Origin of the sequence: Shewanella morhuae (genome assembly GCF_003028295.1) — a bacterium.
GTDB lineage: Bacteria > Pseudomonadota > Gammaproteobacteria > Enterobacterales > Shewanellaceae > Shewanella > Shewanella morhuae.
The window spans coordinates 1,147,988-1,160,281 of the sequence record NZ_PYSG01000002.1; the positions used below are offsets into that span (position 1 = coordinate 1,147,988).

Genomic DNA, 12,294 nt, shown 5'->3' on the forward strand with positions numbered 1-12,294 from the left:
CTAAATGTTTTAATGGTGGCCATGCTGCCAAAAATACCCGTAACAGGCAAATAAAAGCGTAATTCTCTATCAATACAAAGCGTTTAATGACTCTGGCCAGAATCCTAAAACTATATCTATTTTGTATACTGCATTTTTTATTATGTTCATATAAAAGGGAAGTCGCATGCGCCAAATGTCGATATTATCGTGAGTGCTAAACTCGCATTTCGCGCTGACTTCAGTATATGATACAGGTAATTAACCCTAGGAGGACGCCCCATGGCCGAAGAAACGATTTTCAGCAAAATAATTCGTCGTGAAATTCCCGCAGATATTTTGTATCAAGATGAATTAGTCACCGCGTTTAGGGATATTTCGCCTAAGGCGCCGACCCATATTCTGATAGTACCTAATCATTTAATCCCTACGGCTAACGACATGAAAGCTTCAGATGAGTTAGCGCTGGGTCGTATGATGACAGTGGCGGCTAAATTGGCAGCCGAGGCTGGGATAGCTGAAAATGGCTACCGATTGATTATGAACTGCAATCAACATGGTGGACAAGAGGTGTACCATATTCATATCCACCTTGTTGGTGGTGAACCTTTGGGCCCTATGTTGAGCCAAGGTTAATGAAATTAAATACCGACTTTTTTCCACTAACACAAATGGCGCAGCGATTTGTGGATCAACTGGCGCAGTGTCGCAGGCTTGGTTTAAGCGTACTTGAGGCAAGCGAGCACCACGTGCTGATTGAACTGCCCTACAGCACTGAATTAATTGGTTATCCTGACACGGGGGTCATTCACGGTGGGGTGATTACTACTTTGATGGATACCGCTTGTGGTAGTGCGGTGGTCAGTGCCATTTATCAAAAATATCAATCATTAGAAATTTCACCCACGTTAGATTTACGGGTGGATTATATGAAACCCGCCCAGCCACATAAACCCGTATATGGCTTTGCTGAGTGCTATCGGTTGTCATCGAATATTGCCTTTACCCGCGCTATTGCTTATCAAGACAGCATTGATCAGCCTATTGCTCACGCGGTAGGGTCTTTTATGCGCATAAGCCCTGAAATGGTGGGTGATGCCTTTAGGCAAGCACTGATGGGCGAAACTGACACAACGATAGGCGCGGTGAGTAAAACTCGCTTACCACTGGAGGCTGGAGCTCCATCACAAAGTATGCCTGTTACAGCTCCAATAGATGTGCAAGGCATTGTAAAGCGAGCTACTGAGCTTAATGACTTTGGGCATTTGCTCGAGCATGTGCCTTATGCCAAATTTATTGGCATGAAGGTTGAGCGTTTTGGTGATGAACTGATTTTTAAACTGCCGGCTAAAGATGACAATATTGGCAATCCGGTGTTACCCGCTATCCATGGCGGCGTGATTGCTGGGTTTATGGAAATGTCAGCGATTGTACAATTAATGGTCTTTATGCAAACGGCAAAGGTGCCTAAAGTTGTCGATTTCTCAATTGATTATTTGCGTGCGGGTTTGCTTAAGGATAGCTTTGTAGAATGTCGGATAACCCGTCAGGGGCGACGTGTTGCCAACGTCAACATTAGTTGCTGGCAGACAAACCGTAAACAGTTAATTGCTACCGCGCGGGCGCACTTTTTGATAGATTAACCTTCAATCCATTGCTGATGATTATTGAGCCTTAACAAGGTAAGTCTGAGCAATGAACTATGAATGCTTAAGCTTAACGTAATGTTAAAACATGGGTTTAGTTGAGTACGATTAGCGGTAGGTTTACTGTAAAATGATGCGCATTGGCTGCGTATTTTGTGGCGTGACAAGGAGAGAGAAATGAAGCAAATTTATAGCGGATTAATATTGGCCGCCGCACTAGCATTAGGCGCCTGCGCCTCGCATACTGCGGGTATTTCAGTGAATTCTCAGGGCGAAACACGCGTAGACAACAGTAGCTTTGCTCGTAATATCGCCGTTGAAAGTGTTGATGCACGCCGTATTGCCGATGTAATACAAGCATCGGCGCTAGTGGTAAGTAAGTCGTCAACCGATATGCGTGTGCAGTATAAGTTTACTTGGTACGACGCCAGTGGCTTTACCATTGAAGATGAAGCGACCAGTTGGAAATCAGTTAAGTTGCACGGTAAGCAACAACTGCAAGTCACGGCAGTGGCGCCAAACAGTCAAGCTGTTCGATTTGATGTGTATGTGCGCGAAACCTTTTCAAACTAATTATCTGAGTTTTGGCCATATCGCTTTAATGCCGCATCACGAAGGGCGGTTGTTTTAGCCTGCGATTAATGCCCCATTTCCAATATAATATTTTCTTGGCTTGGCTCTTAGTTGAGGCAAGCCATTTTTATTGGGTAAAAATCAATCATCAACGTGGCATTAAATACGCATGTGAGTATTAAATCCGGACATTAGTCCTAAAAACATTCTTTAATTGGATACTACTATCAGAGTATTCAACATGAGGATATAAACATGACAGCCCATATTAATGCTCAACCCAATGATTTTGCAGAAACAATAATTATGCCCGGCGACCCTCTGCGGGCGAAATATATTGCAGAAACTTATCTTGATGATGCTGTTGAAGTGACCAATGTGCGTAATATGCTAGGTTATACGGGGTTTTATCAGGGACAACGTATTTCGGTGATGGGCCATGGTATGGGCATTTCATCGATGGTGCTTTATGGACATGAGTTAATTAATTATTTTGGCGTTAAACGTATTATTCGCATTGGCAGTTTAGGTGCGACGCAAAAGCATGTACATATGCGCGATGTGATTTTAGCGCAGGCAGCGGGTACTGACTCTCCAACTAATGCTAAACGCAGTAGCGGTTATCAGATGGCCACGTCGGCGACGTTTTCCTTGCTACATAAAGCGTATACCAAAGCGAATGAAAAGGGCATTAGTGTTAAGGTCGGTAATATTTTTAGTGGTGATCTTTATTACGATCCAGATGAAGATATGATCCCCGCCTTAGAGCGTTTTGGGGTGCTCGGTGTTGATATGGAAGTCGCAGGTCTTTATGGTTTATCACATCAATTTGGCATCGAATCACTGGCTATTTTAACAGTTTCTGACCACTGTTTAACCGGCGAAGAAACGACCGCTGAAGAACGTCAACTATCCTTTAATAATATGATTGAGCTCGCATTAGCAACGGCGCTTAACTAAATAGTTAGGTGCTTTTTGGCGCTTAATTTTTGTACCCTAATTTCACTCATGGAGTGACAAAATGAATAATAAAATAACATTAACGGCCATTAGTTTTCTTGCCAACTTTATTATGGCAGGCTTTGCGACACAATTCGGTATGTTGATTGAACCCATTGCGGAGAAGTTTTCCGCCAATGTGAACGAAGTCGCTTCTATATTTTCACTGCTCAATGGCGGGGCTTTAGCAGGAACAATTGCGGCTTTTTTCTTTATTGAAAAAATAGGTATTAAAAGAATTACCCTCATAAGCTATAGCTTAATTGGACTGTGTGCGGTGGTATTACATTTCACGACATCACTCCAATGGGTGATGTTCGCAATGACGCTAATCGGCTTTTGTGGGGGAATAGGATTATGTATTGCCGGTACTATTGTTGTGTCTGTATGGCAAGAAAAACTGCAAAGTACGATGTTAGTGGTGCAAGATGCCACGTTTAATATCGCCGGTGTTATCTTTCCTTTAATTACCACTTATGCACTGACTCACTCATTATCATGGAGTTACAGTTATTTAGCCGTAGGTTTAGTTGCACTAGGCACAGTTATGCTTACGTTATTTACTAATTTCGCACTATGCGAGCAGGGCACTCAGGCAGAAGATAAACAAAAATCTGAATGGAACCTAGGAATTATTAGCGGTGGAGTGGGCTTATTTTTAGGCATGTTGGCCCTGTATACATTTTTAACTTGGGCGCCTTTATTTGTAAAACAAAAGTTTAATATTCCCTTTGAGGATGCAGGTAACATCATTACCCAGTATTGGTCTGCTGCTTTAATTGGCGCCTTAATTTCAACGCTTATAGTAACTCGCGTTAAAATAAATCACTTCTTATTAGCGATTATTACTTTGGCTATGGTGATTACCGCGGCGATTGTTACTACCGATAATATTGAATGGGTCGGTTATTTAACCTATGGCTATGGTTTCGTCTGTGCGGCCTTATATAACGCATTTATTGCTTATGGTGTGTCTTTTGTTAAAAAAGCCAGCGGTAAGAATGTGTCTTACATCTTAATTAGCGGTAGTGCGGGGGCGATGTTTAGTCCTGCGATAAGCTCCATGTTTGAGCAGATAATTGGATTACAGACAGTCATGTATGTTATTCCATTATTTTATGCTGTGATTTTAAGCTTGTTGATTGTTTCTAGCCGGATGAAACCCCATTTAAGTGCGTAAGTGGCTTATCTAAAATGTTAACCAGGGTGATTGTTAAATCGAGCAGAGTTTAACAATCCCCTTATTTACCTTCTTCAACGAACGCTTTTAAAGCATTAAGATCCAAAATACGAATACTGTCCTTTTCCCGCTCAATTAAACCCAACTCTTCAAGATTTTTTATTGCTCGTCGGTAAACTCTATCGGTGGTAGCGAAACGTTCAGCCTCTAAATAACGTTTCGTAAACCCATCCACAGGTAAGTCATTTAAGTGCTGATGATAAAGATCAAAGGCAATGTTATAGCTAATTGGATACAGCATACGTCGAGTAAAAATATCGACAGTATCCTGATAATCGATAGCCATGGCACTGGCAAAAAACAGCGCCAATTGTGGATGTTGTGTGAGCGAAAGTTGCAGTTTGTCACCACTAATAATAGCAATCTCTAAAGGCTCATTCGCTATGATGTCAAGCTGGCAACGATACTGGGTAAAAAACTCCATTTCGCCAAATAATTGTGAGTCACAATTCATCGTACCTAGTTGAAAGCTCCGTCCATTTCTGGCGGTATGGCCTAGGGAGACGCGACCTTGCTTCACAAACACGAGCGATGAAAAAGCTTGCCCTTGTGTCATCAGGTGTACACCTTTTTTCAATGCTTTAGTTTCGGTGACGCATTCCATAATGACCCGTTCAATTAAGGGATAATCTTGTTCCCATCGTTGGTTAAAGCGTCCTTTAGCCAGTGGTTTTAGCTGCATAAACAATCTCTCAATTATTGCGATAGCGGGAGTTTACAGCATTATGCTTTAAGGCGGCTAAATTCACAGGGTATGAGCCACAGTGTTAATCAATTAATGGATAAATGTTCGTATTTGATGTGTGAACTTAAGCCACATGGTTGATTTTTTTAAACATAGATATGTCTGTCATCCTCTGGCATTACTCAGTATACTCATGTCTGCCAAGGGGTGTTTGTCGTCAATTAATGTTAATAATTAATATGAGTGACTGCAAACTGAGATGTCTTTCGACAAACCCTTAGAACCTGATCCGGCTCATACCGGCGTAGGAATGGGCCAATCAACAGCACACTTCTGAATCGCTTATTCGTTGCCGGATCTCAAACTAGATATTTGAGGTCCTATGTTTAACAGTAAACCATCATATTTTACCGCGTCACCCACGCTATCTTTAACGCGAGCACCATTGGCTTTAGCTATTGCTGTTGCGTTGAGCACACCTGCATTTGCACAAACCGAGGCGCTTGATAAATCCGATCCCGATAAGGATATGGAAATCATGGTGGTAACGGCAGATTTTCGCGGCGCCAGTTTAGAGAAAATGCCTTCTAGTATTACAGTTATCGATGCGCAAAAAATTCAAGATGAAAGCGCACAACATTTTGAAGACTTACTTAACTCTATTGCTAACGTTAACTGGTCAGGTGGCAGTTCGCGGCCGAAATACTTCCAAATTCGCGGTGTAGGTGAACAAGAACAATACCAAGGCGCGCCCAATTCTTCTGTTGGTTACATCATTGACGATATCGATTTATCCGGTATCGGCATGGTGTCGAGCATGTATGATTTACAACAGGTTGAAGTGCTGCGTGGGCCTCAGGGCACACGTTATGGTGCTAATGCGTTAGCGGGGTTGATTTATTTAAAGAGTAATGACCCAACGGATGTGTTTGAGCATGGCGCTGAAGTGTCCTTGGGGGATGATGATTTACGTACTTTTAGTGGTTTTAGTTCAGGGCCTGTAACGGACTCAGGTAAACTGCTGTACCGCGTTTCATTGCAGCAACATCAGCAAAATGGTTACCGCGACAACCTGTTTTTGGGCCGCGATGATACCAATAATCGTGATGAGTTTAGTGGCCGCGTTAAGCTGCGTTGGTACGCCACTGACGATCTGCAATTAGATTTGACTGTGTTGCATGCTGATTTTGATAATGGTTACGATGTATGGAGCTTAACCAATTCTCCTAAACAAACGACCTCAGATGAGCCCGGTGTCGATAGCCAGCGTACTACTGGCGCGGGTTTTAAGGTCACGTATTCGGGCGCTGAACTATTTGAGCTGACCTCGCTAACTTCCTTTGCTAATACCGATCACCATTATAGTTACGATGGCGACTGGTCTAATTCAGCTTATTGGGCGGCAAAACAATGCACTGATGATGGTATTCAGTTCTCATCGTGTCAGTATGATTATTTCTGGGATAAAACGGGCCAGCGTAAAACGCTATCGCAAGAGTTTCGTTTAAGCTCTACTGAGCAAGGCCGTATTTTTGCTGAAAGTACCGACTGGTTACTCGGCGTATATGCGATGAATCTACAAGAAGATAACCAATTGTATTCTGAGTACAATACTTTCGCCGATGAAGTTTTAGACTCTGAATATGAGGCAACTAACTACGCACTATTTGGTCAGCTCGATACCGATTTAGGTTCCCAATATGCCTTGTCTGTGGGCTTACGTTTAGAGCAGCGTAACAGCCATTATTCTGATACAAACCAGGATGATTTCGACCCAAGCGAAACCATGTGGGGCGGACATATTGCCTTGAGTAAAATGCTTAACGACTCGCATAATGCTTATCTGCGTGTAGCGCGGGGCTATAAAGCGGGTGGGTTTAACATGACCTTACCGGTTGAGCTGAATGATAAAAAAGAGTTTGATACTGAGACATTGTACAACTATGAAATCGGTCTTAAATCCCATTGGTTAGCAGGACTTGTCGATACGAATCTGGCGTTATTTTATATGGACAGACAAGATCAACAGGTGGCTGCATCGCTACAAGATCCAAATAAACCCCAGCGTTTTATTCTATTCACTGAAAATGCCGGTAGTTCAAATAACTATGGTGCTGAACTCGATGCGACTTGGTATGCCACTGATAATTTGCAACTTTACTCAAGCTTAGGTTGGCTAGAAACCGCCTATGGTAATTATCAATATCAGGATAAATATGGCACAGATGTCGATTTAACTGGCCGTGATTTAGCCCATTCTCCGCATTTTACTTACAGTCTTGGCGGCACTTATCGGGCTAATTCAGGCTGGTTTACTAACCTCAATCTGAGTGGTAAGAGCGATTTTTACTATTCTGACAGTAACGATTCCCGCTCAGAGCCATACACGATTGTTAATGCTCGCGTTGGATATGAAGCGAGTACATGGTCTGCTTATTTGTGGGGCCGCAATCTATTTGATGAAGAATACGGTGTGCGTGGTTTTTATTTCGGTAACGAGCCCGACAGTGGTTGGGCAGAAAAACAATATATTCGTTACGGCGATCCGCGCCAGCTTGGTGTAACGGTTAACGTTAAGTTCATGTAATCAAAAGTATAATGACCAGGTTAATTATTTAATCGCTAAGGCTGTACCACCGTTTAGGCTACAGCTTTCTTAATCTACTTACGTTTTAAGGAATCAAAATGAAACTCACAGCAGAAATTAGCATGTATCCATTAAATGAAAACTATATCGACCCGATTAAATGGTTTATCGGCCGCGTGGATAGCTACCCCAATATTGAACGCGTAACCAATGCGATGGCAACCCAAGTTTGTGGCGAATATTTAGATGTGATGACGATGCTTGCAACCGAGATGAAAGCCGCTAATGAAAAATGGGGCAAGGCGGTATTTGTGTGTAAATTTATCGGCGGTGAGTTGGATTTAGCTCACAGCGAATAGGGCTTTATAGTCTTTGCTTTAAACGGAAAGTGAGCACAATACAATGACGGATTTATGGCTAACCTTAGTCGAGAGCATTAATTCAGCGTTTGGTGAGACCCATGTGATGACTGCATGGGAAGCCTTAGCGGTGCTGCTGGCGATGGCGTATTTGCTGTTGGCAATGAAGGCTAATGTATGGTGCTGGGCAGCAGCGTTTGCCAGTACCGCCATTTATACGGTGTTATTCTGGAAAGTGTCATTGTTAATGGAATCGGTATTAAATATCTATTACATGGCGATGGCGCTCTACGGTTATTGGCTCTGGACCCAAGGTGGTGATAAAGAACAGGGGATAAAAATCACCACTTGGTCACTCAAAACTCATTTAAAGCTGATTGCAACAACGGGTGTGATATCGCTATTAGTTGGGCATGGTATGGCAACCTATACCCAAGCAGCGTTTCCCTATTTAGATGCAGCGACCACCTGTTTTGCGGTGATGACCACCTATTTAGTGGCAAAAAAAGTATTGGAGAATTGGCTGTACTGGGTCGTGATTGATTTTGTGTCTATTTATCTTTATTTGAGTAAAGGATTGATGCTCACCTCATTGTTATTTGTGCTCTATGTGGTGCTTGCTGTTGTTGGCTATTTCCTGTGGCGCAGCACGTTAGCTAATACTCGTAATACCTATGATGATAACGCCTGTGATACTAACGATTTTAATAAAAACACTTATAAAAAGAATGTGTTAAAGTTATTCAATTAATGAGTGATATAAATACTGCGATGCCGCTTTCATCAAACTCCGCACTCAACGCACTGTACCCGATACTCAGGCGCGCAGGGCTTGTGCAAGTGTTAAGTATCCAGGAGCTTTCAGGCGGTTTGAGTAATCACAATTATAAAATTGTTACTGCTACGACCAATTATGTACTGCGAGCTAATGCCGATGCTGCAAACCACTTGTGCAATCGTGAGCAAGAGTGTTTTTACTGGCAACAATTGGCAGACATTAAACTTGCGCCCCAACTGCTGTGGGTGAGTGAAGATAAACGTTATTATCTTAGCGAGTTTATTGAAAGCGACCATCTAATCCATTGGCCGGCATTAGAATGCCAAACCAGTGCAGCTGGTTTTGTTCAGGGCCAGGCTGAACTGAGGCTATCTAAGTTAGACTCATTACTCCCCAGCGTTTTCTATCACAGCTCACATGATAGCGGCTTACATAATAGCGGCTTAGATGATAATGAGTTAAATCATAGCGATGCAGGCACTCAGGCGCTGCTTGACCCTGCAAAGTATAATAATCATCCTAATCAAGTCCCTGATTTATTGTTGGAATTATTGCTGGAATTATTGCTACAATTACGCTCATCACCCACCGGGCCTTATCATATTAGTGTCACTGAGCAGTGGCAGAGTTATCACCAGCAAATGCTCGCCTATCAGGCATCTTCAGCGTTAAAGAATCGCGCGAGGTTACGCCAGCGTGATGAGGTAATTGATAAATATACCAATGATAAAAATTGGAATGAGCGAGTGGTTAAACTACTTGGTATTCAGATGGATATCAAAAATTGGTCTAATCGTTTGGCCGCCTGTTTAATCAAGCCACAATTTTGCCATCGAGATTTAAACCCACATAACCTCCTATTTAAAAACAACCGTCTGTATTGTATTGATTTTGAGTATGCCAGTGCGTCGCACCCACTGTGCGAGTTAGCAGTGGTGCTGGCTACCCATAGATTAACACCAGAGCAACAAAAATTATTAGTTGACGGATATCTAAAGCAGCACCCTAATGTGACGGCCGATGCCGTGCAAGCCGTGCCTGCGGCCATTGACATGTATTGGGTGTTTGCCTGTTACTGGGCATTGTTAATGGCGGCACAAAAGCCGTCCACTCACAGTGTTGACTATCTTGCTTGGTTTGATCGTTTTTGGCCGCTGATAACGCCCAATAACTAACGCATTGGCTACCTGAGTCTGGCGGTATTGTTTATCCTCAATAGCCGATTTTAATCAAATAATGCTATAACCTAAGCAAGTGACTAAATGGCTTACTTTGATAAAAATAATTCAAGGATGGAATATTCTGATGAAAAAAGGCGTGATGCTACTGGTGTTTTTTTTAGGTTTAAGTGCCTGCTCGACAAAATTTAGTTATCGTTTTCTCGACTGGGCTATCGCTTGGGAACAAGAGGATTATGTAACCTTAGATAAATCCCAACAAAAAGCATTTGATACCCTCATCGAAAGACTTGTCCGGTGGCATCAATCCACGGAATTATCCCAATATGCAGCGCAATTAACTCAAGTCGAAAATTTACTTAAAACCAATACATTAACGCCTGAGTTGTGGGTTGAGCAGGTTGATATCGCTAAGCGACATTGGTTTCGATTATTTGAATTCGCCTTGCCGGAACTGCTACCTATCGTTGTGTCTTTAAACGATAAACAAGTGAAGCAAATCCTCGCTAAATTACGCGAAGATGAGAGGAAACTCGTTAAAGAGTTTGCCGGAAAGACCGCCGAACAATTGCAAAAAGATGCCAATAAAAACCTTCAACAACAATTTAGCGATTGGCTTGGTAGCCTGAGCGCCACACAAAAATTGCTTATCCACCAGTATAATCAACAGCGTTTATTAACCTTAGATATGTGGCTTGAGTACCGGCATGAGTGGCTACGTCAATTTGAGATCGCCCTTTGGCAGCGCACCGATAAAACGCTGTTAACCGAACGTTTAACGTTGTTGATGACACAAGCTGATGAACTGAAGTCAGAACAACATAAAGTGTTTTTACGTAAAAATACTGAAGCCTTTGGCACTTTATTACTGGCAATAAACGCGAGTTTATCGGAAAAGCAATCTATGCATTTCTATAAAAAATTAGACGAGCTTATTCAAGATCTCACCGAGCTAAATCAAGAGGCGATTGCAAAAGAAGCCTAACGAGTAAAGCCAAATGTTATTACCACAATAGGATGCTTATTTGGCAGATGAGCTTGGGTAAGCTGAGGATATCCAATAATCGGGTGTACTTTTAATCTTTACGCATGACATCAGTCCCACTGAATTAGTGGGATTTTTTATGCCTCTTTGTCTGTAATTTGCTATGCTTGGGCGCAATTTATATCGAATTAGGATAATAACGTGGACGCTATTGAACTCTTGCTTACCCGTCAATCAACTCCCAGATTAACAACGCCCGCTCCAGATGCTGAACAATTAAAAATCATTTTGGATGCAGCTATTCGGGTGCCCGATCATGGTGCTTTAACACCATGGGAATTTATTATTGCGACAGATAAAGGGTTAGAGCGATTAGCTGACATTTTTGTTGCGGCGGCAAAAGAGAATGGCGCCGATGAAGATTTTGTCAATAAAGCGAAAGGTATGCCAATGCGTGCGCCTATGGTGATTACTGTTGTGGCAAAAACGCAAGCACATACCAAAGTACCCTTACTCGAACAACAAATAGCAGCAGGTTGCGCGACGATGGCCATGCAACAAGCGGCATTTGCCTTAGGCTTAGGCGCAGTGTGGCGCACGGGGGATTTTGCCTTTGATGCTAATGTAAATAAGGCATTGGGCCTTACACCACAAGATCAAATCGTTGGATTTTTATATCTTGGCTCGCCTGCGGTGATAGCGCCTAAAAAATCGCAAAAGGATGGCAGTCAATACGCTCGTTATTTATAAATGTTATTTCTATAGCATAAAGTGGAGAAATCCTATGCAAGTTGCGCGTACACCTCGATTGATCCTCCGCCAGCTAACTGCTGCGGATGCATCTTTTATATTAGTCCTACTTAATAGCCAGGGTTTTATTGAGAACATCGGCGACAAAGGCGTACGTACTCTTGCACAAGCCAGAAGCTATATCACCGATGGACCGATGAAAAGTTATGCCGAACACGGTTTTGGGTTATATGCCGTAGTATTAGCGAATAATGGCTTTTGCATTGGGATTTGCGGCTTAATCAAACGTCCACAACTGAATGATGTTGATATCGGTTATGCTTTATTACCGCAATACTGGGGCCAAGGTTATACATTTGAAGCCGCAAAAGCGTCTTTAGATTTAGGAAAACGCTTAGGCATACAGCGTATTGTCGCAATTGTTAACCGTCAAAATGGCGCCTCCAAAGCGTTACTGAATAAACTGGGATTACACTTTGAACAGTGTTTGCAGCTTAGCCCTAACGATACCCCTGTTGAATTATTTGGATAATGG

13 protein-coding genes and 1 riboswitch are annotated in these 12,294 nt (G+C 42.5%); of the genes, 12 read left to right on the forward strand and 1 reads right to left on the reverse strand.

What is annotated here, in order from left to right:
- Positions 1–261 precede the first annotated feature (261 nt).
- The 5 genes from hinT to tsgA all read left to right on the forward strand — a co-directional run bounded on the left by hinT (position 262) and on the right by tsgA (position 4,377).
- Positions 262–615 (forward strand): purine nucleoside phosphoramidase, encoded by a 354-nt coding sequence (gene hinT, locus C9I43_RS05600; protein WP_076501849.1) that lies wholly within the window; start codon positions 262–264, stop codon positions 613–615.
- Entirely contained in the window at positions 615–1,622 is a 1,008-nt protein-coding gene (locus C9I43_RS19205) for a PaaI family thioesterase (protein ID WP_107882625.1), read from the forward strand. Before hinT ends, C9I43_RS19205 begins: the two co-directional genes overlap by 1 nt.
- Positions 1,623–1,802: 180 nt before the next feature.
- The gene (locus C9I43_RS05610) at positions 1,803–2,198 is read left to right on the forward strand and encodes a YcfL family putative periplasmic lipoprotein (RefSeq protein WP_107882627.1); all 396 of its coding nucleotides are present in this window, start codon (positions 1,803–1,805) and stop codon (positions 2,196–2,198) included.
- A gap of 255 nt (positions 2,199–2,453) precedes the next feature.
- Positions 2,454–3,158, forward strand: a complete 705-nt coding sequence (gene deoD, locus C9I43_RS05615; protein WP_076501854.1) for a purine-nucleoside phosphorylase — start codon at positions 2,454–2,456, stop codon at positions 3,156–3,158.
- A 61-nt stretch (positions 3,159–3,219) separates the two neighbouring features.
- Positions 3,220–4,377, forward strand: coding sequence for an MFS transporter TsgA (gene tsgA / locus C9I43_RS05620; protein WP_076501856.1), 1,158 nt, complete (start codon positions 3,220–3,222; stop codon positions 4,375–4,377).
- Positions 4,378–4,438: 61 nt separating this feature from the next.
- Here tsgA and C9I43_RS05625 read toward each other — a convergent pair whose 3' ends face one another.
- Positions 4,439–5,119, reverse strand: coding sequence for a Crp/Fnr family transcriptional regulator (locus C9I43_RS05625; RefSeq protein ID WP_076501858.1), 681 nt, complete (start codon positions 5,117–5,119; stop codon positions 4,439–4,441).
- Positions 5,120–5,315: 196 nt separating this feature from the next.
- A riboswitch (TPP riboswitch) is annotated at positions 5,316–5,450 on the forward strand.
- Between the two features lie 54 nt (positions 5,451–5,504).
- On the opposite strand from C9I43_RS05625, the gene C9I43_RS05630 reads away from it, so the two are divergent.
- The 7 genes from C9I43_RS05630 to C9I43_RS05660 all read left to right on the forward strand — a co-directional run bounded on the left by C9I43_RS05630 (position 5,505) and on the right by C9I43_RS05660 (position 12,291).
- Positions 5,505–7,709, forward strand: coding sequence for a TonB-dependent receptor (locus tag C9I43_RS05630; RefSeq protein WP_107882629.1), 2,205 nt, complete (start codon positions 5,505–5,507; stop codon positions 7,707–7,709).
- A gap of 98 nt (positions 7,710–7,807) precedes the next feature.
- Positions 7,808–8,068, forward strand: a complete 261-nt coding sequence (locus C9I43_RS05635) for a hypothetical protein (RefSeq protein WP_076501862.1) — start codon at positions 7,808–7,810, stop codon at positions 8,066–8,068.
- Between the two features lie 43 nt (positions 8,069–8,111).
- Entirely contained in the window at positions 8,112–8,819 is a 708-nt protein-coding gene (gene pnuC, locus C9I43_RS05640; protein ID WP_258191716.1) for a nicotinamide riboside transporter PnuC, read from the forward strand.
- Positions 8,819–10,021, forward strand: coding sequence for a phosphotransferase (locus C9I43_RS05645; protein WP_107882631.1), 1,203 nt, complete (start codon positions 8,819–8,821; stop codon positions 10,019–10,021). Before pnuC ends, C9I43_RS05645 begins: the two co-directional genes overlap by 1 nt.
- A gap of 130 nt (positions 10,022–10,151) precedes the next feature.
- A complete protein-coding gene (locus tag C9I43_RS05650; RefSeq protein WP_107882633.1) occupies positions 10,152–11,009 on the forward strand; it encodes a DUF6279 family lipoprotein in 858 nt (285 codons plus the stop codon).
- A gap of 201 nt (positions 11,010–11,210) precedes the next feature.
- Complete coding sequence (locus tag C9I43_RS05655) at positions 11,211–11,759, forward strand: NAD(P)H nitroreductase (RefSeq protein WP_107882635.1); 549 nt, start codon at positions 11,211–11,213, stop codon at positions 11,757–11,759.
- A 34-nt stretch (positions 11,760–11,793) separates the two neighbouring features.
- Positions 11,794–12,291: a GNAT family N-acetyltransferase gene (locus C9I43_RS05660; RefSeq protein WP_107882637.1), complete on the forward strand. Its 498-nt coding sequence runs from the start codon at positions 11,794–11,796 to the stop codon at positions 12,289–12,291.
- Positions 12,292–12,294 lie beyond the last annotated feature (3 nt).

Bases quoted from the DNA above. Each gene is read 5' to 3' on its own strand.
- hinT (WP_076501849.1), top strand. From the start codon at position 262: ATGGCCGAAGAAACGATTTTCAGCAAAATAATTCGTCGTGAAATTCCC.
- C9I43_RS05635 (WP_076501862.1), top strand. From the start codon at position 7,808: ATGAAACTCACAGCAGAAATTAGCATGTATCCATTAAATGAAAACTAT.
- pnuC (WP_258191716.1), top strand. From the start codon at position 8,112: ATGACGGATTTATGGCTAACCTTAGTCGAGAGCATTAATTCAGCGTTT.
- C9I43_RS05610 (WP_107882627.1), top strand. From the start codon at position 1,803: ATGAAGCAAATTTATAGCGGATTAATATTGGCCGCCGCACTAGCATTA.
- tsgA (WP_076501856.1), top strand. From the start codon at position 3,220: ATGAATAATAAAATAACATTAACGGCCATTAGTTTTCTTGCCAACTTT.
- C9I43_RS05645 (WP_107882631.1), top strand. From the start codon at position 8,819: ATGAGTGATATAAATACTGCGATGCCGCTTTCATCAAACTCCGCACTC.
- C9I43_RS05650 (WP_107882633.1), top strand. From the start codon at position 10,152: ATGAAAAAAGGCGTGATGCTACTGGTGTTTTTTTTAGGTTTAAGTGCC.
- C9I43_RS19205 (WP_107882625.1), top strand. From the start codon at position 615: ATGAAATTAAATACCGACTTTTTTCCACTAACACAAATGGCGCAGCGA.
- deoD (WP_076501854.1), top strand. From the start codon at position 2,454: ATGACAGCCCATATTAATGCTCAACCCAATGATTTTGCAGAAACAATA.
- C9I43_RS05660 (WP_107882637.1), top strand. From the start codon at position 11,794: ATGCAAGTTGCGCGTACACCTCGATTGATCCTCCGCCAGCTAACTGCT.
- C9I43_RS05625 (WP_076501858.1), bottom strand. From the start codon at position 5,119: ATGCAGCTAAAACCACTGGCTAAAGGACGCTTTAACCAACGATGGGAA.
- C9I43_RS05630 (WP_107882629.1), top strand. From the start codon at position 5,505: ATGTTTAACAGTAAACCATCATATTTTACCGCGTCACCCACGCTATCT.